General features: G+C 62.9%; 17 protein-coding genes. 10 read left to right on the forward strand and 7 right to left on the reverse strand.

Translation table 11 applies throughout. The annotated features are described in order from the left end of the window. The first annotated feature begins 8 nt into the window (after positions 1-8). The 8 genes from M2D63_RS18450 to M2D63_RS18485 all read left to right on the forward strand — a co-directional run bounded on the left by M2D63_RS18450 (position 9) and on the right by M2D63_RS18485 (position 8,796). Positions 9-782, forward strand: coding sequence for a TerC family protein (locus M2D63_RS18450; protein ID WP_285864427.1), 774 nt, complete (start codon positions 9-11; stop codon positions 780-782). A gap of 217 nt (positions 783-999) precedes the next feature. Beyond that, complete coding sequence (locus M2D63_RS18455) at positions 1,000-2,658, forward strand: Na/Pi cotransporter family protein (protein WP_285864428.1); 1,659 nt, start codon at positions 1,000-1,002, stop codon at positions 2,656-2,658. A 37-nt stretch (positions 2,659-2,695) separates the two neighbouring features. Continuing rightward, positions 2,696-4,075 carry a pitrilysin family protein gene (locus M2D63_RS18460; RefSeq protein ID WP_285864429.1) on the forward strand — a complete coding sequence of 460 codons (1,380 nt, stop codon included), beginning with the start codon at positions 2,696-2,698 and terminating at the stop codon, positions 4,073-4,075. 141 nt (positions 4,076-4,216) lie between these two features. After that, on the forward strand, positions 4,217-5,236 hold the full coding sequence (locus M2D63_RS18465) for a DUF5924 family protein (protein ID WP_285864430.1): 1,020 nt from the start codon (positions 4,217-4,219) through the stop codon (positions 5,234-5,236). A gap of 42 nt (positions 5,237-5,278) precedes the next feature. Continuing rightward, positions 5,279-6,421, forward strand: a complete 1,143-nt coding sequence (locus tag M2D63_RS18470; RefSeq protein ID WP_285864431.1) for an ABC transporter permease — start codon at positions 5,279-5,281, stop codon at positions 6,419-6,421. A 29-nt stretch (positions 6,422-6,450) separates the two neighbouring features. Beyond that, positions 6,451-7,218, forward strand: a complete 768-nt coding sequence (locus M2D63_RS18475) for an ABC transporter ATP-binding protein (protein ID WP_405310595.1) — start codon at positions 6,451-6,453, stop codon at positions 7,216-7,218. A gap of 1 nt (position 7,219) precedes the next feature. After that, positions 7,220-8,158 (forward strand): MlaD family protein, encoded by a 939-nt coding sequence (locus M2D63_RS18480; protein ID WP_285864433.1) that lies wholly within the window; start codon positions 7,220-7,222, stop codon positions 8,156-8,158. Further along, positions 8,155-8,796, forward strand: coding sequence for an ABC-type transport auxiliary lipoprotein family protein (locus tag M2D63_RS18485; protein ID WP_285864434.1), 642 nt, complete (start codon positions 8,155-8,157; stop codon positions 8,794-8,796). The genes M2D63_RS18480 and M2D63_RS18485 overlap by 4 nt, the downstream gene beginning before the upstream one ends. Here the strand turns inward: M2D63_RS18485 and M2D63_RS18490 are convergent. The 4 genes from M2D63_RS18490 to M2D63_RS18505 form a co-directional block, all read right to left on the reverse strand. Then, on the reverse strand, positions 8,778-10,007 hold the full coding sequence (locus tag M2D63_RS18490) for a nucleoside recognition domain-containing protein (protein WP_285864435.1): 1,230 nt from the start codon (positions 10,005-10,007) through the stop codon (positions 8,778-8,780). The two genes, M2D63_RS18485 and M2D63_RS18490, sit on opposite strands and share 19 nt — an antisense overlap. Before the next feature lie 205 nt (positions 10,008-10,212). After that, positions 10,213-11,544, reverse strand: coding sequence for a glutamate/aspartate:proton symporter GltP (gltP, locus tag M2D63_RS18495; RefSeq protein ID WP_285864436.1), 1,332 nt, complete (start codon positions 11,542-11,544; stop codon positions 10,213-10,215). Positions 11,545-12,459: 915 nt separating this feature from the next. Next, positions 12,460-12,624: a DUF1328 domain-containing protein gene (locus M2D63_RS18500; protein WP_285864437.1), complete on the reverse strand. Its 165-nt coding sequence runs from the start codon at positions 12,622-12,624 to the stop codon at positions 12,460-12,462. A gap of 43 nt (positions 12,625-12,667) precedes the next feature. After that, positions 12,668-12,940: a hypothetical protein gene (locus tag M2D63_RS18505; RefSeq protein WP_285864438.1), complete on the reverse strand. Its 273-nt coding sequence runs from the start codon at positions 12,938-12,940 to the stop codon at positions 12,668-12,670. 294 nt (positions 12,941-13,234) lie between these two features. On the opposite strand from M2D63_RS18505, the gene algB reads away from it, so the two are divergent. Both algB and M2D63_RS18515 read left to right on the forward strand, forming a co-directional pair. Beyond that, a complete protein-coding gene (gene algB / locus M2D63_RS18510; protein WP_285864440.1) occupies positions 13,235-14,581 on the forward strand; it encodes a sigma-54-dependent response regulator transcription factor AlgB in 1,347 nt (448 codons plus the stop codon). Further along, positions 14,578-16,365, forward strand: coding sequence for a KinB sensor domain-containing domain (locus M2D63_RS18515; RefSeq protein ID WP_285864442.1), 1,788 nt, complete (start codon positions 14,578-14,580; stop codon positions 16,363-16,365). Before algB ends, M2D63_RS18515 begins: the two co-directional genes overlap by 4 nt. 12 nt (positions 16,366-16,377) lie before the next feature. Here M2D63_RS18515 and M2D63_RS18520 read toward each other — a convergent pair whose 3' ends face one another. The 3 genes from M2D63_RS18520 to M2D63_RS18530 all read right to left on the reverse strand — a co-directional run bounded on the left by M2D63_RS18520 (position 16,378) and on the right by M2D63_RS18530 (position 20,803). Then, complete coding sequence (locus M2D63_RS18520) at positions 16,378-17,997, reverse strand: EAL domain-containing protein (protein ID WP_285864443.1); 1,620 nt, start codon at positions 17,995-17,997, stop codon at positions 16,378-16,380. A 79-nt stretch (positions 17,998-18,076) separates the two neighbouring features. After that, entirely contained in the window at positions 18,077-18,850 is a 774-nt protein-coding gene (locus M2D63_RS18525; RefSeq protein WP_285864444.1) for an N-acetylmuramoyl-L-alanine amidase, read from the reverse strand. Between the two features lie 60 nt (positions 18,851-18,910). Beyond that, the gene (locus tag M2D63_RS18530) at positions 18,911-20,803 is read right to left on the reverse strand and encodes a GGDEF domain-containing protein (RefSeq protein ID WP_285864445.1); all 1,893 of its coding nucleotides are present in this window, start codon (positions 20,801-20,803) and stop codon (positions 18,911-18,913) included. Between the last annotated feature and the right edge of the window lie 9 nt (positions 20,804-20,812).

Raw genomic sequence — 20,812 nt, forward strand, 5'->3', positions numbered from 1 at the left:
GAATACACATGGAATGGCTGACCAGCCCAGAGATCTGGGTTGCCTTTTTTACCCTGACGGCCCTTGAGATCGTTCTTGGCATCGACAACATCATCATGATCTCGATCCTGGTCAGCCGCATGCCCAAGCACATGCAGCAGCGCACCCGGATTTTCGGCCTGGCCCTGGCCATGGTCACCCGTATCCTCCTGCTGCTGTCGATCACCTGGGTCATGCGCCTGACGGCCGACCTGTTCGTGATCTTCGAGCAGGGTATTTCCGGTCGCGACCTGATCCTGTTCTTCGGCGGCCTGTTCCTGCTGTGGAAAAGCTCCCAGGAGATCTACCACGGCCTGGAAGGCGAAGATGAAAGCCAAGAGGAGCCGACCGGCAAGGGTGGCAAGTTCCTCTACACCATCATCCAGATCGCCATCATCGACATCGTGTTCTCCCTCGACTCGGTGATCACCGCGGTGGGCATGGTCTCCCACGTACCGGTGATGATCGCTGCGATCATCGTGGCCGTCCTGGTGATGATGCTCTGCGCCGGCACCATCAGCAATTTCATCGACAAGCACCCGTCGCTGAAGATGCTCGCCCTGTCGTTCCTGATCGTGGTCGGTACCGTGCTGATCGCCGAAGCCTTCGACGTGCACGTGCCAAAAGGCTACGTCTATTTCGCCATGGCCTTCTCCCTGGCGGTCGAGGCCATCAACATCAAGATGCGCTCGGCCATCGCCCGCAAGAAAAACCAGGAGCAGGGCGAGCCTGTGAAACTTCGCAAGGACATTCCTGGTCAGTAAGCAACATGCACCTGCAAAAAGGGTCCTGCGGGGCCCTTTTTGCTTTTCTTTCATGACGGTTTAGTTTCAAAGGCCGCGCCGGCTATGCGATGCTGGCGCCCTGGCTTGTGGCCAACTACAGCTTAAGTGAGCACTGGAAAAAACGCCTGCAATCAGGCCAGGCTCACGGCGCCATCCATTGGCCCCGCTTGGGGCATGTATAACAGGGGCCTGTTCAATGCTGACCCTGCTCAATCTGCTCTCCGCCGTGGCGTTGCTGATCTGGGGCACGCACATCGTGCGCACGGGAATTCTGCGGGTCTTTGGCTCCAACCTGCGGCGTGTGCTGAGCCAGAACATGGCCAGGCGGCCGCTGGCCTTCGTCGCCGGTATCACCGTGACCGCCATGGTCCAGAGCAGCAACGCCACGGCGATGCTGGTGACGTCCTTCGTCGGCCAGGGCCTGATGTCTCTGACCCCGGCCTTGGCGATCATGCTCGGCGCCGATGTCGGTACCGCGCTGATGGCGCGGGTTCTCACCTTCGATCTGTCGTGGCTGTCACCGCTGCTGATATTTCTCGGGGTGATCTTCTTTCTTTCCCGCAAGCAGACCCGCGCCGGCCAGCTGGGTCGCGTCAGCATCGGCCTGGGCCTGATCATCCTCGCCCTGCAACTGATCGTCGAAGCCGCAGCGCCCATTACCCAGGCCCAGGGCGTGAAGGTGCTGTTCGCCTCATTGACTGGCGATATCCTGCTCGATGCCCTGGTCGGTGCGCTGTTCGCCCTGATTTCCTATTCCAGCCTGGCGGCCGTGCTGCTGACCGCCACCCTGGCCGGTGCCGAGCTGATCAGCCTGCCGGTGGCCATCGGCCTGGTCATTGGCGCGAATATCGGCAGCGGCCTGCTGGCGTTTCTCAGCACCAGCATGCAGAACGCGGCCGGGCGCCAGGTGGCCCTGGGCAGCCTGCTGTACAAGCTGATCGGCCTGGTGCTGATCATCCCGGTGCTCAACCCGCTGGTGCGCTGGATGGACGGTCTGAGCTTCAGTCCCCAGGAACTGGTGATCGGCTTCCACCTGCTCTACAACACTTTGCGCTGCCTGCTGATGTTGCCAACCGTGACGCCGATGGCACGTGTCTGCAGCTGGTTGCTGCCGGAACGCGCCGAAACCAACGGCCGCGCCCGCCCCCGTCACCTGGACCCGGCAGCCCTCGGCACCCCCAGCCTGGCCCTGGCCAACGCCGTCCGCGAGACCCTGCGCGTAGGCGACCTGATCGACAACATGCTCGATGCCATGCAGGGCGCGCTCAGTGGCACCCACACGGCCATGACCCAGCAAGTACGCAGCCTGGGCGAAGATGTCGAGGCATTGAACAACGCCATCAAACTGTACCTGGCGCAGATGCCCCGCGAAGACCTCAGTGACCAGGACAGCAAGCGCTGGGCCGAAATCATTGAACTGGCGATCAACCTGAAGCTTGCCAGCGACCTGATCGAGCGCATGCTGCGCAAGGTCCAGCAGCAGAAAACCGCGCAACGCCGGGAGTTTTCCGATGTCGGCCTGGAGGAACTGAGCGGGCTGCACAGCCAGTTGCTCGCCAACCTGCGCCTGGGCCTGTCGGTGTTTCTCAGCGCCGACCCGGAGAGTGCGCGCCAGTTGCTGCGGGAAAAACGTCGTTTTCGCGCCCAGGAAAGGCGCCTGACCCACGCCCATGTCAGCCGGCTGCAACGTAAAGTGGTGCAAAGTATCGAGACCAGTGCCTTGCACCTGGAGCTGATTGCCGATATGAAGCGTTTGAACTCCTTGTTCTGCAGCAGTGCCTACGTTGTATTGGGCGGCTCCGATACCGGTGGCCTGCTGCTCGACAGCGTGCCGGACGATGCCCATTCACCTTGACCGCTACTCTCAACGAACTCCCGCAAGGAAGCTCGCCATGCGTTGCCTGATGTTCCTGTGCCTGCTGCTGGGCGCCATGCCCGGCTTTGCCCTCGACCGCTCAAAGGTCGAAGGCTACCTACTGCCCAACGGCCTGCAGGTGCTGCTCAAACCAGGCTATGAACGCAACCATGTATCGATCCGCCTGGTGGTCGGTGTCGGCTTCGACGACTTCCCCTGTGAGCAGCAGGAACTGCCGCACTTGCTGGAACACCTGCTGTTCAGTGGCATCGACGACGCCGGCGAAGGTGGCCTGGAAAAACGCATGCAGGCCCTGGGCGGGGAGTGGAACGCCTACACCAGCAGCGCCGACACCACCTTCGTCATCGAAGCCCCCGCGCGCAACCAGCGCAAGGTGCTCGACCTGCTGCTGGCGGTGATCAAGGACACCAGGTTCGATGAAAAGGCCCTGGCGCTGTCGAAGAAGATCGTCGAGCGTGAGGACGGCGGCCACTATTCGCACCTGCAGCGCTGGCTGGATCGCCAGGACCTGGGCCACCGTGCCAGTGACCAGCTGGCCGTGGAGCTGGGGCTCAAGTGCGCCGAGCGCTCGGCGGTCGCCGACATGACCCTGGAGCAGGTCAACAACCTGCGCCAGCACTGGTATGCCGCCAACAACATGAGCCTGATCGTGGTCGGTGGCCTGGACAAACTGCTGCCGGCCTATCTGGAGCGCACCTATGCCCACTTGCAGCCGGCTGAACCTGGCGAACGCCGGACCCTGGACGGGGTTACCCACAAGGCCGAAGCCCGGCGCGAACTGATCCGCGGCTGGGTCGGCGACAGCGCGAAGCTGCATTGGCTGTTCCTTGAGCCGGTGCTGGACAATGAACACGGCCAGACCTACGACCTGCTGCAGCATTATCTGGACTGGGCCCTGTATGAAGAACTGCGGCTCAAGCATGGCCTGTCCTACGGGCCGACCAGCCAGCGGGAGAGCTTCGGCGACACGGGCATGATGAGCCTCAATGCCGACCTGGACCGCGCCGACATCAAGCGGGCCGAGCAGGTGCTGGGCGACATGCTCGATCAACTGCGCAAGAACGGCCTGGACCCTGTGACCTTCCAGCGGGTCAAGCAAGCGACGATCGACCGCGAAGCCTGGACCACCCAGGGCAATGCGGCCCTGGCGGATTACTACTGGGGCGGATTGAACGACTACCTCGACGGTCGCTTCTCCGATCCGGTGCGCACCCTGCGCCGGGTCAGCCTTGAAGATGCCAACCAGGCCTTGCGCCAGCTGCTGGCCAAGCCCGGGTATGTGCGTATCGAGCAGCCGTTGATCAGCTATGACGCACTCTATGGCCTGGTCGCCCTACTGGTGGGACTGATTCTGGCGGGTGGCGTGATCTGGAGCCGACGCCGCAATACACGGTAGGAGCGGGCTGGCCCCGCGATGCGATGTAACCTGCAGACCGCAATCGCGGGGCAAGCCCGCTCCTACAGGTCGATCGCAGCGTACTGTCATCGTGCTATCGGGTATCCTGTTGGCGTTTTTCCTCACTCTGCGAACACCCTGATGCCTCATTTCCTCCAGCGCCTGCTCGAACTGATCAAGCGTTACCCCGGAGTCATCGCCCTCGGCGGTTTCATTTCCGGTATTGCCAGCTTCATTCTGGTCGACCGCCAGGAAGGCCTGGCCAGCTGGATCGCCATCCTGATGCTGATCAGCTGGATCTGGCTGATGCTGGAAAACACCTTCACCCAACTGTTCGCCAAGGTGTTCAAGCGCGAGATCCCGCAGCCGTTGCTGCGCTATGCCACGCAGATGATCCACCAGGAAAGTCTGTTCTTCGTCTTGCCGTTCTTCTTCGTCACCACCACCTGGAACAGCGGCCAGCTGGTGTTTACCGGCCTGCTGGGCGCCGCCGGGCTGATCTCGATCATCGACCCGCTGTACTACAAGTGGCTGGCCCCGCGGCGCTGGCTGTTCCTCGCCCTGCATACCCTGACCCTGTTCGCCGCGCTGCTCACCGCGCTGCCGATCATCCTGCACCTGACCACCTCGCAGAGCTTCAAGCTGGCCCTGGGCATCGCCATGCTGCTGTCGTTCCCCAGCCTTGCCAGCAGTTTCCCGATCAGCCACTGGCGACGTGGGGCGATGCTGGTGGTGATGACCCTCGCGGTGGGCGCCAGCGGCTGGCTGCTGCGCTCCTGGGTGCCGCCTGCCACCTTGTGGATGACTGAAGTGGCGGTCAGCACCCAGGTCGAGAACCGCACGCCCGGCAAGCCCCTTGAACAGATCAAGGCCAGCGAAATACGCGCAGGGCTGTATGCATTCACCGCGATCAATGCGCCGCGCGGCCTGAACGAGCGCATCTACCATGTCTGGCGCTTCAACGGCAAAGAGGTCGACCGCATTGCCCTGGACATCCACGGCGGGCGCAAGGAAGGCTACCGGGCCTGGACCCACAAGCAGAATTTCCCGGGTAATCCCGTGGGCCGCTGGCAGGTCCAGGTGCTGACCGAAGATGGCCAGGTCATCGGCGTGCTGCGTTTTCGCGTGATTGACGATGGTCAAGCACCCGCCAGCCAGTAGCGCTATGCTCTGAGGCGGCGCAGTGCCGCGCCGCCAGACTGCATGGAGCCTATGATCAACTCGCCTGGCGCATTACTGGACACCTCGAGCACCCCGGCACGGCTACGGATCGTGGGTGACTGGACCCTGGCCCACTACGCCGATCTCAAGCAGCACAGCGCCAACCTGCTGGGGCACTATGAGCCCGACACCGAAATCGACCTCAGCCAGCTCGGCCGCCTGGATACCGCAGGCGCCGCCTTGCTGGTCGAACTGCTCGGCCCCGAGCGCCTGGCGCGCCTGAGCGAAACAACGCAACTGCCCGAGGCCAGCCGCGCGCTGCTGCAGACGGTGTATTGCTCGGTGCAGGACTACTGTATTCCGGAAAAACAGCCAGAACAGTCCGTGCTGATCCAGCTGCTCAGCCGCATTGGCTGCGCGGTGGATACCCTCTGGCAGGACTCCCTGCAGATCCTCGGTTTTATCGGCCTGATCCTGCAGACCCTGGTGCTGCGCCTGTTCCAGCCGCGGCGCTGGCGGGTGACCTCGGTGGTCGCCCACATTGAACAGACCGGCCTGGATGCTGCCCCGATCGTTGCCTTGCTGACGTTCCTGGTCGGCGCCGTCGTGGCCTTTCTCGGTGCCACGGTGCTGGCCGGCTTTGGTGCCAGTATCTTCACGGTCGATCTGGTCGCGTTCTCCTTCCTGCGCGAGTTCGGCGTACTGCTCACCGCCATTCTCATGGCCGGCCGCACCGCCAGTGCCTTTACCGCGCAGATCGGCTCGATGAAGGCCAACGAAGAGCTCGATGCCATCCGCACCCTCGGCCTGGACCCGGTGGAGCTGCTGGTGGTCCCGCGGGTGTTGGCACTGCTGATCGCCCTGCCGCTGCTGACCTTCCTCGCCATGCTCTGCGGCATCATCGGTGGTGCGGTGGTCTGCGCCCTGTCGCTGGATATCTCACCGGCGATGTTCCTGTCCCTGCTGCAAAGCGATATCGGCGTGCAGCATTTTCTCGTCGGCCTGGCCAAGGCGCCGTTCTTTGCCTTCCTGATCGCCGCCATTGGCTGCCTGGAAGGCTTCAAGGTCAGTGGCAGCGCCGAATCGGTGGGGGCCCACACCACCTCCAGCGTGGTCCAGTCAATTTTTGTGGTGATCGTCCTCGATGCGGTGGCCGCGCTGTTCTTCATGGAGATGGGCTGGTGAAGCAGACAAGCACCCCAGGTGAAGCCGTTATCGAAGCGCGTGGTATCTGTAACCGCTTCGGCACCCAGAGTGTGCACGAGCAGCTGGACCTGGACTTGTATCGCGGCGAGATCCTCGCCGTGGTCGGTGGCTCGGGCAGCGGCAAGTCGGTGTTGCTGCGCAGCATCGTCGGCCTGCGCCGTCCCAATGAGGGCCAGGTCAAGGTGTTTGGCCAGGACCTCGGCGGCTTGAACGACGAACAGCGCTCGCAGGTCGAGCGGCGCTTTGGCGTGCTGTTCCAGAAGGGCGCGCTGTTCTCCTCGCTGACCGTCACCGAGAACGTCGCCTTGCCGCTGATCGAGCATGCCGGCCTGTCCCGGGCCGACGCCGAACACCTGGCCGGGGTCAAGCTGGCCTTGGCCGGCCTGCCGATTTCCGCCGCCGACAAATACCCCGCGTCACTCTCCGGCGGCATGATCAAGCGCGCCGCGCTGGCCCGGGCCCTGGCCCTGGACCCGGACATCCTGTTTCTCGATGAGCCTACCGCCGGCCTCGACCCGATCGGCGCCGCCGCCTTCGACCAGTTGATCCTGACCCTGCGCGATGCCCTGGGCCTGAGCGTGTTCCTCATCACCCATGACCTGGACACGCTCTACACCATCACCGACCGGGTGGCGGTGCTGTCGCAGAAGAAGGTGCTGGTGGCCGGCCCGATCGCCCAGGTCGAAGACACCGACGACGCCTGGATTCACGACTATTTTCATGGCCCTCGGGGCCGCGCGGCCTATCAGGCCGCCACAGCGACCAAGGAGCACTGAGATGGAAACCCGTGCGCATCACGTGCTGATCGGCCTGGTGACGGTGATCGTGATCACCGGCGCCATGCTGTTCGGCCTGTGGCTGACCAAATCCAGCGTCGACAGCACCTTCAAGGATTACCAGGTGGTGTTCAACGAAGCGGTCTCCGGCCTGTCCCGGGGCAGCTCGGTGCAGTACAACGGCATCAAGGTAGGTGATGTCACCAGCCTGCGCCTGGACCCCAAGGACCCGCGCCGGGTGCTGGCGCGGGTGCGCTTGAGCGCCGATACCCCGATCAAGGAAGACACCCGGGCCAAGCTGACCCTGACCGGCATCACCGGCACCTCGTTCATCCAGCTCAGCGGTGGTACACCGCAGAGCCCCGAGCTCAAAGGCAAGGACGGCAAGCTGCCGGTGATCATCGCCTCACCTTCGCCCATCGCCCGCCTGCTGGATGACGGCAGTGACCTGCTGAGCAATATCAACATGCTGGTGCACAACGCCAACCTGGTGTTTTCCGAAGACAATGCCGCGCAGCTGACCAAGACCCTGAGCAACCTGGAGCAGACCACCGCAGCGTTCAGCGACCAGCGCGGCGATATCCGCACGGCAATCCAGCAACTGGCTCAGGTCGGCAACCAGGCCAGCGCCATGCTCGAACAGACCAGCGAACTGATGCGCAACGCCAACGGCCTGCTCAACAGTCAGGGCAAGCAGGCCTTCGGCAGCGCCGAGCAGGCCATGCAGTCCCTGGCCCAGAGCGCGGCCACCCTCAACAGCCTGCTCAACGACAACCGCGATGCTCTCGATGGCGGCGCCCAGGGCCTGAACCAGTTGGCACCGGCGATTCGGGAGCTGCGCCAGACCCTGACCTCGCTCAAGGCGATCTCCCAGCGCCTGGAAGCCAACCCCAGCGGCTACCTGCTCGGCCGTGACACACACAAGGAGTTCGAGCCATGAGCCGCCTTTACCGCGTTGTGACCCTGGCCGCGGCCCTGAGCCTTGCCAGTGCCTGCTCGATCCTGCCCAAGGCCGAACCTGCCGACGTCTATCGTTTGCCTTCGACCCAGGCCAGCCGCGTGGCGCCCCAGGGTGGCGAAGTCAGCTGGTCGCTGCGGGTCAACAAGCCCCTGGCCAGCGACATCCTCAACAGCCCGAAGATCGCCGTGGTGCCCCAGGGCGACCTGATCAGTACCTACAAGGGCGTGCGCTGGAGCGATCCGGCCCCCTTGCTGCTGCGCAACCGCATGCTCGATGCCTTCCAGCGCGATGGCCGGGTGCCGCGCCTGAGCGCCGACGACAGCAACCTGCAGGCCGACTACGAGCTGGCCGGCGAGCTGCAGGCGTTCCAGAGCGAGTACAGCGCCGAGGGTCTGGTGGTGCTGATTCGCTATGACGCGCGCCTGGTGCAGGGGCGCACCCAACGCATTCTCGCCAGCCAGCGCTTCGAAGTGCGTCAGCCGCTAGGCGACAAACAGGTGCCTGCCGTGGTCAGCGGTTTCGGTGCGGCCAGCGACCGCCTGATGGCGCAACTGGTGACCTGGACCCTGGCCCAGGCCAACCAGGCCCAGGTTCAGGTTCAGGCAAAGAACCAGTAGCAGACGAAGATCGCCGCGATCACCCCGGCCAGTTCCGCGAGCAGGGCACAGCCCACCGCATGGCGGGCGCGCTGGATGCCGACGGCACCGAAGTAGACCGCCAGCACGTAGAAGGTAGTCTCAGTGCTGCCCTGGATGGTGGCGGCGACCAGGGCCGGGAAGCTGTCGACACCGTGGGTCTGCATGGTCTCGATCAGCATCGCCCGCGCCGCGCTGCCGGAGAACGGCTTGACCAATGCGGTCGGCAGGCCCTCGACGAAGCGGGTATCCCAGCCCAGCCATTCGACGATATGGCGGATGCCATCCAGGGCCAGCTCCAGAGCGCCTGAGGCGCGCAGCACGCCGACGGCGCAGAGCATGGCGACCAGGTAGGGCAACAGGCTCTTGGCGACGTCAAAGCCCTCCTTGGCGCCTTCCACGAAGGTTTCATAGACCTTCACCCGCTTGAACGCGCCGATCACCAGGAACAGGATGATCAGGCCGAACAGGGTCAGGTTGCCCATGATCGACGACAGGCTGGCCAGCGCGGTGGCCGACAGGGTGCCGAGAAACGCCATGAAGCCGCCCAGCAGCAGCGCGCCTGGCACCAGGTAGGCCAGTACCACCGGGTCCCACAGGCGCAGGCGCTGCATGACCGCGACCGACAGCAGGCCGACCAGGGTCGAGGCGCTGGTGGCCAGCAGGATGGGCAGGAACACCAGGGTCGGGTCCATGGCGCCTTGCTGGGCGCGGTACATGAAGATGGTCACCGGCAGCAGGGTCAGTGACGATGCGTTGAGCACCAGGAACAGGATCTGCGCGTTGCTGGCGGTGTTCGAGCTGGGGTTGAGCTCCTGCAGGGCGCGCATGGCCTTCAGGCCAATGGGCGTGGCGGCATTGTCCAGGCCCAGGCCGTTGGCGGCGAAGTTCAAGGTGATCAGGCCCAGGGCCGGGTGGCCGGGCGGCACTTCCGGCATCAGGCGGGCGAACAGGGGGCCCAGCACCTTGGCCAGCCACTCGACGACGCCGGCCTTCTCGGCGATCTTCAGAAAGCCCAGCCAGAGGGTCAGGGTGCCGAACAGCAGGACCATCACCTCGACCGACAGCTTGGCCATGGCGAAGATGCTCTCGACCATGGCGGCGAAAACCCCGGCATTGCCACCTACCAGCCATTGCGCCAGCGCGGAGATGGCCGCGACCAGGAAAAAGCCAAGCCAAAGGCCGTTGAGCATCCGTTGTTCCCCCACAAAGTTGCGACGCATGATAACGGCGCGGGTCGACTACGCGCCACCTTGTAGGAGCGGGCTTGCCCCGCGATCGCGCGTTCAAATCCGCTACATCGAATCGCGGGGCAAGCCCGCTCCCACACTCGCGATAATCTCCGGAAACGAAAAAGCCCCGACCAGGTCGGGGCTTTTCCTTCAACTGCACTGCACCTTAGTGGTTGGCAGTCTTGCCGGCAGGTACAGCTTCTTTGCTGCGCCAGTGCGGCAGGGAGTTCCAGTAGCGCTGGCCCTTGGCATCGTCGTACATGCCTTCCCAACGAGCGATAACCAGTACCGCCAGGGCGTTGCCGATCACGTTCAGGGCAGTACGCGCCATGTCCATGATGCGGTCGACACCGGCGATGAAGGCCAGGCCTTCCAGCGGGATACCGACGCTGCCCAGGGTAGCCAGCAGGACCACGAAGGACACGCCCGGCACGCCGGCGATACCCTTGGAGGTGACCATCAGGGTCAGGACCAGCAGCAGCTGCTGGCTCAGCGACAGGTCGATGCCGTACAGCTGGGCGATGAAGATGGCCGCGATGCTCTGGTACAGGGTCGAACCGTCAAGGTTGAACGAGTAGCCGGTCGGTACCACGAAGCTGCAGATGGCTTTCGGCGCACCGTAGGCTTCCATCTTCTCGATCACGCGCGGCAGCACGGTCTCGGAGCTTGCGGTGGAGTAGGCCAGGACCAGTTCGTCCTTGAAGATGCGCATCAGCTTGAGGATCGAGAAGCCGAACAGGCGCGCGATCAGGCCCAGCACCATGAAGCCGAAGAAGGCGATGGCGAAGTACACCAGCAGCACCAGCTTGGCCAGCGGCAGCAGCGAGGCGAAGCCGAAGTTGGCGACGGTCACGGCGATCAGGGCGAATACACCGATCGGCGCGTAGTTCATGATCATGTGAGTGACCTTGAACATGGTTTCGGACACGCCCTGGAAGGTTTTCACCAGCGGGTCGCGGATGTCTGCCTGCAGGCTCGACAGGCCCAGGCCGAACAGTACCGAGAAGAAGATGATCGGCAGCATTTCACCGCGCATCAGCGCCGCGAAGATGTTCGACGGGATCAGGTTGAGGATGGTCTCGATGAACGCATGCTCATGCTGAACCTCGGCCGCAGTAGCCTGGTACTTGGAGATATCGACGGTACCCAGGGTGCTCATGTCGATGCCGGCGCCCGGGTGGAAGAGGTTGGCCAGGACCAGGCCGACCACGATCGCGATGGTGGTGACCACTTCGAAGTAGATGATGGTCTTCAGGCCGATACTGCCGAGTTTTTTCGCATCGCCTACCCCGGCGATACCCACGACCAGCGACGAAATCACGATCGGGATGACGATCATCTTGATCAGGCGAATGAAGATGTCACCGGCAGGTTGCAGGACGTTACTGATCCACCATGCCTTTTCTGCACTGAAATGATTCAGTACAGCGCCGATGGCAATCCCGAGTACCAGACCGATGAGGATCTGCCAGGCGAGGCTTAGCTTTGCCTTCTTCATGTCGTTACCTTTTCTTCAAGTGGAAACGGGCACCTGGCTGATAACCGCGACCCAGAGCTGTTTAATGCGACTGGTTGTCGAAATCGGCTATCGACTGGCACGCCGTAAAAGGTCACCGCAAGCGAGCGTAGGAACGCTCCGGCCAGCGAAAAAAGGCGCAACTATTCCGACGCGGGGGGGCTCCGTCTAATGCCGTAAACGACTACCCTATGCCGAATCGGCATGATATTTCTGCACCAAAACGGGCGTCCCAGAGGGTTGATTCCAGAGCGTTCGGAATTCCGACTATGGCCAAAGCGCCATATTTCGGCAGATTTGGACGTATCCACCTGAGTGCAAAACGCCGTTGTTCGACAATCCGAATGCGTGAAATCACCTCGGTGCGCACATCGATTGGGGGTGAAAAAATATCGATGTACGGTTGCGTGGAAATATGCCTCAAGGCGGGAGGGGAAACATTTCAGCAGGCGGGGGAGTGAAATCCGTTTGCCAAAAGCGACGCGGAAGCCAGATCAGAAATGCTCCGGCGAACCGGGACATCCAACCTGTAACTTCCGCTGCCACTGCACCTGACCCGGCCCTCATCGGGGGCACTCCCTGTACCCCTAGGCCCCTCCGATCCTGGAACAATCAGAGCAGCCCGGCCCCTTGGTCATGCGCCAGCCTTCCTCGGGCGGGCGCATCATAGAAGCTCGAAACGGCAAAAGGTTCAGCCTCTATCGCTGTACATGAATGCCCGGACGCATCCAGTACCTGTTCGATTGACGCTTGGGTTGCGCCATCAACTGATGAATTCGCGGTCCATGGCCAACCGTGGTTGGCCCGGACCTGGCCGTCATTGGCCGCCATTGCCGCTGTACTGCCATCCAGTGATAAGGGTGGTAGCCAGGGCTCTGTAAAGCGTCTCTTGCATGATCAACCTCTACCGCGGCGACCGAAGATGAAGGAAGCCACGAACAGCACCAGGAAGACGATGAAGAGAATCTTCGCGATACCGGTAGCGGCGCCGGCGATACCACCGAAGCCCAGCACGGCAGCGACAATGGCGATAATCAGGAAGGTGATGGCCCAACTCAACATGGTGATTCTCCTTTGCGTTGTTGAACGAATCCTCTGTGCAACCTCAGAACACCCAGCGCTCACGCGGCACCGGCGCCTCGATCGTGACGGTGGTGGTCGCCATCGGCCGGGTTTGCATCAATACACTGGCAGTGGGTACAGGCACCTTCACCACCAGGACTGATCGGGTAGGAACGGCGCGGGCGTCGTGCGCAACCTGCCAGGTGTGATGAAGCTGACCGGCAACCAGGGTCAGCAGCAGTGCCAGGCTGAAGAACAGCCCCTGGCGCAGCGCAAGCTGGGAAATCTGCACGAAAGTGGCGATGTGGCGGCTCATGCCGTGCTCCTCCTGCTGCAGTCTGATTGTTGTCTCAGAACAGTCGTTGCAGCGCGCATGCCAACCACAGGTAGACAAAATAGCTATTTAATTCAATAGGTTAGATTCAATGTAAATCAATAGGAGCACGTATCCTGCACGATTGCCCCGGCAGGGTCGTGCGATTTGCATGATCGACCTCGCCCCTTGGTCAGGAGCTAGTATGCAAAGACGGGAAGGAATCGGAATGAACCATGCAACTTGCCCGATTTTTCCGACACTAACCAAGACCATTCTTATAAAGGAGCGTAGGAGATGGAATCAGCCCAGGACCACCAAGGCCGTATCCTGTTGGTCGACGACGAGTCCGCCATCCTGCGCACCTTCCGCTACTGCCTGGAGGATGAAGGCTACAGCGTGGCCACCGCCAACAGCGCAGCGCAAGCCGAAACCCTGTTGCAGCGCCAGGTCTTCGACCTGTGCTTTCTCGACCTGCGCCTGGGTGAAGACAATGGCCTGGATGTCCTGGCGCAGATGCGCGTCCAGGCACCCTGGATGCGGGTGGTCATCGTCACCGCCCATTCGGCGATCGATACCGCAGTCGATGCCATCCAGGCCGGCGCTGCCGACTACCTGGTCAAACCCTGCAGTCCCGACCAGTTGCGCCTGGCCACCGCCAAGCAACTGGAAGTTCGCCAGCTGTCGGCACGACTCGAAGCGCTGGAAGGCGAATTGCGCAAATCCAATGACGGCCTGGACTCCCACACCCCGGCCATGATGGCGGTGCTGGAGACGGCCCGCCAGGTCGCCGGCACCGATGCCAATATCCTCATACTCGGCGAGTCGGGCACCGGCAAAGGCGAACTGGCCAGGGCCATTCACGGCTGGAGCAAGCGTGCGCGCAAAGCCTGTGTGACCATCAACTGCCCGTCCCTGACCGGCGAGCTGATGGAAAGCGAACTGTTCGGCCACAGCCGGGGCTCATTCACCGGGGCCAGCGAAAGCACCCTGGGCCGGGTCAACCAGGCGGATGGCGGCACCCTGTTCCTCGATGAGATCGGCGATTTTCCCCTGACCCTCCAGCCCAAACTATTGCGCTTCATCCAGGACAAGGAATACGAGCGAATTGGCGACCCGGTGACCCGCCGCGCCGACGTGCGCATTCTGGCTGCGACCAACCTCAACCTGGAGGACATGGTGCGCGAGGGGCGCTTTCGCGAAGACCTGTTGTACCGGCTCAACGTCATCACCCTGCACCTGCCGCCGCTACGCGAACGCAGCGAGGACATCCTGGCCCTGGCCGACCGCTTCCTCGCCCGTTTCGTCAAAGACTATTCACGCCCTGCCCGTGGCTTCAGCGATGATGCCCAGGCGGCGCTGCTCAATTACCGCTGGCCGGGCAACATTCGCGAACTGCGCAACGTGATCGAGCGTGCCAGCATCATCTGCACCCAGGAACGGGTCGAAATCAGCCACCTGGGCATGACCGAACAACCGGCGGGCAATACACCGCGCGTCGGCGCCGCCCTGAGCCTGGATGAACTGGAACGGGCACACATCGAAGCCGTGCTGGCGACCAGCGAAACCCTCGACCAGGCGGCCAAGACCCTGGGGATCGATGCCTCGACCCTGTACCGCAAGCGCAAGCAATACAACCTATGAAATGGGCGATGAGGCTGCGCACGCGGCTTTTTCTCAGCATTTCGGCGCTGATGACCGTCGCCCTGTTCGGCCTGTTGCTGGGACTGGTCAGCGTACGGCAAATGGCCAGCTCGCAGCAGGCCATGATCCAGGACAACTCCGCGACCCTGGAGCTGGGCCTGAAGCTGCGGCAGAACCTCGGCGAGCAACTGACGCTGATACTTGACGACGCGGCAAAGGTGCAAGCCCTCGAGCCCTTGCAACAGCAGTTTCAGCAATTGCTCGACGAAGGCATCGAGCAGGAAAGCGATAGCGACAGCCAGACAGCATTCGCCAGCGCCAGACGCCACTACCAGGACTACCTGCAGGCCTTGCGCAACAGCGGCGCATCCCCCCGCAATCTCGATGCCGACCAGCCGCTGGGCAAGGCCTTCAATGCCCTGCGCAGCGACCTGGTCAACGCCCACAAGCATGCCCTGGAGCAGCTCAGCCAGAGTGAACAGCAGGCCCATGATCGCGCACTGCTGATATCAGGCCTGCTCGGGCTGCTCGGCCTGGCGGTGCTGATCCTGGGCTTTGTCACCGCCCATGGCATCGCCCGGCGTATCGGCCAGCCCATCGAGGCCCTGGCCAAGGCCGCCGACCAGATCGGCCAAGGCGACTTCAAGGTGACCCTGCCGGTATCCCAGACCCTGGAGCTGAATCAGCTGACCCGTCGCTTTGGCCTGATGGCCGAATCGTTGCGCAAGCACCAGGCCACCAACATCGACGAACTGCTGGCCGGTCAGCAACGGCTGCAAGCGGTGCTCGACAGCATCGATGACGGCCTGCTGATCATCGATCGCAAAGGCCACCTCGAACACATCAACCCGGTGGCCCAGCGGCAACTGGGCTGGGACGAGCGTCGCCTGGGCAGCGGCCTGGGTGAAGCCTTGCAGCGCCCGGAGCTCGATGAGCAACTACGCCTGGTGCTGCGTGGCGGCAGCCTGGACCGGGTGCCGGACGACCTGAGCCTGGAGATAGATGAAGAACCCCGTTTGCTGACCTACAGCCTGACCCCGGTCTGTCATCCCGAAGGGCAGATTCTCGGCGCGGTCATGGTGCTCCATGACGTCACCGAGCAGCGCGCGTTCGAACGGGTGCGCAGCGAGTTTGTCCTGCGCGCCTCCCACGAGTTGCGCACGCCGGTCACCGGCATGCACATGGCCTTCGGTCTGCTGCGTGAACGCCTGACCTTTGCCCAGGAATCCCGGGAGGCCGACCTGCTGACGACCATTACCGAAGAGATGCAGCGCCTGACCCAATTGATCAACGACCTGCTGAATTTCTCCCGCTACCAGAGCGGCCAGCAGAAGCTCGAACTGATCCCCTGCGCGGTCAGCGAACTGTTGGCCCGTGCCTGCGAGCGCTTTGCCGAGGCGGCGGAGGCCAAGCAGATTGAGCTGAAAGTGGAGCTGGCCACGCCGTTGCCACATATCCAGGTCGATCCGGCACAGATGGACCGGGTGATGGATAACCTGCTGGACAATGCCGTGCGCCATACTCCGGTGGCCGGCTGCATTCGCCTGCACGCCAGGCGCCATGCCGAGCGGGTGATCATCAGTATCGAAGACAATGGCGAGGGCATTGCCTACGGCCAACAGGCGCGAATCTTCGAACCTTTCGTCCAGGTCGGACGCCAGAAAGGCGGAGCCGGCCTGGGGCTGGCGCTGTGCAAGGAGATAGTCCTGCTGCACGGTGGACGCATGGGCGTTTACTCCCGCCCAGGGCAGGGCTCGCAGTTCTACATGGCCCTGCCGGTCTGACGCTGCCCGGGTTCAGGCCTCATCATCGATCCGTCGGGGCATCACCCGGCGGCCGCGGGTGATCAGTTCGACGAACTGACGTGCACTGAGCGGGTGGGCGAACAGCCAGCCCTGACCGTAATTCACCCCCTCGCTGTTGAGCAGCATGGCCTGGTCCTCATACTCGATACCTTCGGCAATCACCCGCAGTTGCAGTGCATGGGCCATGCGGATGATATGGGGTGCCACACCGCTGCTGGCAGCGTCATGGCCGAGGGCATCGATAAAGGCCTTGTCGATTTTCAGGCAGTCCACCGGCAGGGTTTGCAGGTAGGCGAGGCTGCAATAGCCGGTACCGAAATCATCGATCAACACCTGGTGGCCGACCGCACGCAAGGCCTGCAGGTTGTCGCGAGCGACGACCACGTCGATCAGGCCACGCTCGGTAACCTCGAAGGCAATCTGGCTGGCCGAGACATGGTGCAAGGCCAGCAGCCGCGCCGCGACCCGCCCGATCCTGGGCACCATCACATCGCAGGCCGCCAGGTTGACCGAAATATAGAGTTGCCGGTTGGCCCGCAGTACCTGCCCGAGCTGTTCAAGCACCCGCTGCAGGACAAAATCGGTAATCTGGCGGATCTGCCCGGTATTTTCCGCCAGGGGAATGAACAGTTCGGGGCTGGTCAGGGTGCCATCGGGCCGACGCCAGCGCACCAGGGCTTCGGCACCGACACAACGGCGGCTGTTCAGTTCGAATATCGGTTGATACAACACCTGCAGCTCGCCGCGGCGCAGTGCCCCCTGCAACTCGGAACTCATCGAGCGACGCTGGCGCACCAGTTGCAGCACCAGCCAGCCGATGCACCAGGACAGCACCAGGCTGCCGGGAAACAACAGCCAGAGCACACCGTTCATCTTCAGCGGCAGGCTGGCCCGAGGGGCGATCAGCACCAATTGGTAGTCGGGCGACTTGGTCGGCATGCGGTAGATCAACCGGTCCGGCAGCTCCAGTAGCGCATCCCGGGACTTCGGCGGCCAATCGACCGACGGCGGCCAGGTCTGTGGCGGGCCCAGTACCGGCACCGCGCGGGTGCCGTTATCCAGCACCACCAGCAAACTACCCTCCGGCGGCAGGTCGACCACATCGGTCAGGTGACCACGGGAGGTGGCCACGAGAAACTTGCCGCGCCCGAGCATCAGCGCAGCGATGTTGTCGTCCGGCTCGGTGGTGGTGTTCAGCCAATAGCTGTAGGTCGGCCCCTTGATGTCTGGTGGCCGCAAGGGTTTGATCGTACGTTCGCCGATCCGGTTGGAGCAGGCCATTGTGCCGTCGACATAGGCCGCCTCATAAACGAAGCGATAGTTGAAGCCGACCTGCTGCAGGGCTCGTAGCATATTGGCATCACAGCCGCGCAAGGGCTGCAGCTGCAGCTCATCGACGCCTTCGCGCAACTGTCCGAAAATCTGCTCCAGCCGGGCCAGGAAACGTTCGCCCTTGGCATTCATCTGCTCGCTTTCGCTTTGCTGCACCTGGTGCATGGCCACCCCGACGCTGGCTAACAGCAACAGGATTGCGCTGGATACGGCCGCGAGCGCGGCCAGTAGCCAGGGGCGATACAACACGTGGCGCAACAAGGACAAGGCAGCTGACATCAAGAAACATCCAGTTGAATACCAAGATGTATAGCAACTGCCAGCGCAATCGGCCTGTCCGTTGGGCGGCGCCGTTCAATCAACGCGTGTTGAGCACCTGCAACATGGCGGCAGTCTGGGCGTCTGGCACGCCATCGAAGCGCTGTGGACGGAAGCGCATCTGGAACGCTGCCAGTACATGTTTGGTGCTGACGTCGTACACGCCGGTCTGCTCGATTGCATAGCCGAAGCGGGCCAGCTGCTGCTGATACCAGGTGATACTCGGCGGGTTGGCGCTGAAGCGGGCCTGCTCCCGGGCGACGGCCTGCGCCTGTGGCCAGACGCCAATGCCGGCGTCGGCCAGGCGTTTCCAGGGGAACAACGGGCCGGGGTCCAGCTTGCGCAATGGCGCGATGTCGCTGTGACCAATGATGTAACGAGGCTGGATGTTATTGCGCTTGACGATGTCCTTGAGCAGCGCAATCAGCGCCTCGACCTGTGCTTCTGTGTAGGGATGCCAGACCCGCCCGTTCGGGGTATCGGTAAAGCCTGGGTTGACGATTTCGATACCAATGGAGCTGGAATTGAGCCAGGTGCGGCCGTCCCACTGACTGTCGCCGGCATGCCAGGCACGACGGCTTTCATCGACCAACTGATAGATGGTCGCCGGAGAGTCACCGACCAGGTAATGGCTGCTGACTTCACCTTGCGTCAATAACTTCAGGGAACGCTCCTGCGAAGCATTGGTGTAATGCAGGATTACGAACTGGATGCGGTTGTCCTGGTTGACCGACGGGTGGCTGCGGTCGATCCGCAAGCCATTGCTGCAGCCTGCCAGGGTCAACAGCAGGAGCGCGGTGAAAAACGCTTTCATGGGATGGGCACATGTGATGATTTGCAATGCAATAGCATAACGTATCTACGGGTCGGCCACTTATCCCTGTTCGACCCGATTTCTACCCAGATGTTTCGCCCGGTACAACGCTTCGTCCGCGCGCTTGAGCACCACCTCGCTGCGCTCGCCGGTGCGAAACGCACTGATGCCGATCGACAGGGTGATGGTGACGCGCTCGCCCTTGAAGTGGAACGGGCAGGCCTCGACCACCTGGCGCAGGTTCTGCGCCAGCTGATAGCCGTTGGCCAGGGAGGTCTGCGGGATCAGCAAGACGAACTCCTCACCGCCGAACCGAGCGATGAAGTCCCGCGCACGCAGGCGCTTGCGCAGCTCGTTGGCGACGATCTTGAGCACCTTGTCACCGGCCAGGTGGCCATAGCTGTCGTTGATCCGCTTGAAATGATCGAGGTCGAGTATGGCCATCAGCAGGTGTCCACCCTGTTCCTGCCATTGCAGGACCTCCTGGTCTACCCGCTCGGACCAGGCGGCGCGGTTGGGCAGGCCGGTGAGGGGGTCGATCAGGGCCTTCTGCCGCTGCTCCTCCAGGTGCTCGCGATAGCCCATGGCTTCCTGTTCCATGCTGGCTACCCGCTCGGCCAGTCCCTGCAGGCGGCCGGCCATCTCCTGCTCACGCTGGTCACGCTGCTGCTGGTGCTGGTCCATGGTGCCCAGCAGGCCTTCGAGGCGGTTTTCCAGAATGTGCTTGAGGCTGTCCAGGTCGGCTGCGCCCTGGACACTGCTCTGCAGGCCATCGACCTGTTCGCGCAACTGACTGTCCAGGTCACGGGACGCCGTGCTGTTATCGGCATGACCGGCACTGGCTTCCTGCAGGTGGCTCTGGAAGGACTCGAGGCGCTCGTTCAGTTGTTGCAGGTAGGCTTCGAACTCATGCTGGCCGCTGTCGTTGATGGCCAGCATGAGCACGGCCAGATCATCCAGTACCGGCAGCAATTCATACCAGTTCAGGCCATGTTCCAGACGCTCGCGCACAGATTGCGCCTGGGCCTTGTAGCGCTCCGGCAAGCTCAGGTCATCGAGCAGGCCCAGCAAAGTGTCTTCGATATGCTCGGCCACCGAGCTGTAGGACGGCTCGGTACCATCGGGCAGGGCATAGTGCGCGGCTTCTTCAGGTGCTTCGCTGGCCTCGGGCAGGGGGGCTTCAGTGGTGGTTTCGACGACAACCTCATCGTCCTCCGGCACCAAGGGCGCCTCTTCAGCGGCTTCGCACACCTGCGGTTCGACGGTCGGCGCCTGGGCTTGAGCAGCCTGCTCCTCATCCAGGTGCTGCAGTTCGTCGATGTCCACCGGCTCACTGTCCCTGGGCGCCAGTTCTACCGCGGGTAGCGCTTGGGCGACGACCGGGGCGGCACCGGCCAGCACCGGCTGCAACAGGGCTTCCGGCTCCTCCTCGCGCACGCCGAACAGGCGCTGCAGCAGGCCGGGGCGCTGCGCTTCCTCGGGTCGCTCCAGCGCTGCCAGTGCCTGGCCCTGCAAACCACTGAGCTCACCCAGCAGCAACGGCATCTCGCGGGACTGGCCGGCACGGGCATCCAGCTGCTTGGCGAACTTCTTCAGGGGTCGGCTGACTTCACTGGGCAGGGGCAAACGCTGCAGTTGCGCCACCAGTGCGTTGAGCGCAATGCCCACCTGGGCAATACGGGTGGCGCGGCGCTGCTCGGAGTCGAGCACGGCTTTTTCCAGGCGCGGAATCAGGCCGGCCAGGGCGGCATCCATATTGTCGGTGCGGATGACTTCGCGCATTTCCTTCATGCACTGGTCGACCGCCCGGTCGCTACCCTCGGCGGCCAGGGTGCTGCGTACCAGGCCACGGCGCAACAAGTCGAGGCGGGCTTCCCAACGGCGCTCCAGCTTTTCCTGCTGTTCGATACTCTTGAGGTACTTTTCTTTCCAGCGCTGGGCTTCGTCGGTCATGCCTGGGTC

This window comes from Pseudomonas sp. BJa5, assembly GCF_030272875.2.
GTDB lineage: Bacteria > Pseudomonadota > Gammaproteobacteria > Pseudomonadales > Pseudomonadaceae > Aquipseudomonas.

Excerpts from the sequence above, each read along its gene's own strand:
- M2D63_RS18450 (WP_285864427.1), top strand. The coding sequence starts at position 9 with ATGGAATGGCTGACCAGCCCAGAGATCTGGGTTGCCTTTTTTACCCTG.
- M2D63_RS18455 (WP_285864428.1), top strand. The coding sequence starts at position 1,000 with ATGCTGACCCTGCTCAATCTGCTCTCCGCCGTGGCGTTGCTGATCTGG.
- M2D63_RS18460 (WP_285864429.1), top strand. The coding sequence starts at position 2,696 with ATGCGTTGCCTGATGTTCCTGTGCCTGCTGCTGGGCGCCATGCCCGGC.
- M2D63_RS18465 (WP_285864430.1), top strand. The coding sequence starts at position 4,217 with ATGCCTCATTTCCTCCAGCGCCTGCTCGAACTGATCAAGCGTTACCCC.
- M2D63_RS18470 (WP_285864431.1), top strand. The coding sequence starts at position 5,279 with ATGGAGCCTATGATCAACTCGCCTGGCGCATTACTGGACACCTCGAGC.
- M2D63_RS18480 (WP_285864433.1), top strand. The coding sequence starts at position 7,220 with ATGGAAACCCGTGCGCATCACGTGCTGATCGGCCTGGTGACGGTGATC.
- M2D63_RS18485 (WP_285864434.1), top strand. The coding sequence starts at position 8,155 with ATGAGCCGCCTTTACCGCGTTGTGACCCTGGCCGCGGCCCTGAGCCTT.
- M2D63_RS18490 (WP_285864435.1), bottom strand. The coding sequence starts at position 10,007 with ATGCTCAACGGCCTTTGGCTTGGCTTTTTCCTGGTCGCGGCCATCTCC.
- gltP (WP_285864436.1), bottom strand. The coding sequence starts at position 11,544 with ATGAAGAAGGCAAAGCTAAGCCTCGCCTGGCAGATCCTCATCGGTCTG.
- M2D63_RS18500 (WP_285864437.1), bottom strand. The coding sequence starts at position 12,624 with ATGTTGAGTTGGGCCATCACCTTCCTGATTATCGCCATTGTCGCTGCC.
- M2D63_RS18505 (WP_285864438.1), bottom strand. The coding sequence starts at position 12,940 with ATGAGCCGCCACATCGCCACTTTCGTGCAGATTTCCCAGCTTGCGCTG.
- algB (WP_285864440.1), top strand. The coding sequence starts at position 13,235 with ATGGAATCAGCCCAGGACCACCAAGGCCGTATCCTGTTGGTCGACGAC.
- M2D63_RS18515 (WP_285864442.1), top strand. The coding sequence starts at position 14,578 with ATGAAATGGGCGATGAGGCTGCGCACGCGGCTTTTTCTCAGCATTTCG.
- M2D63_RS18520 (WP_285864443.1), bottom strand. The coding sequence starts at position 17,997 with ATGTCAGCTGCCTTGTCCTTGTTGCGCCACGTGTTGTATCGCCCCTGG.
- M2D63_RS18525 (WP_285864444.1), bottom strand. The coding sequence starts at position 18,850 with ATGAAAGCGTTTTTCACCGCGCTCCTGCTGTTGACCCTGGCAGGCTGC.
- M2D63_RS18530 (WP_285864445.1), bottom strand. The coding sequence starts at position 20,803 with ATGACCGACGAAGCCCAGCGCTGGAAAGAAAAGTACCTCAAGAGTATC.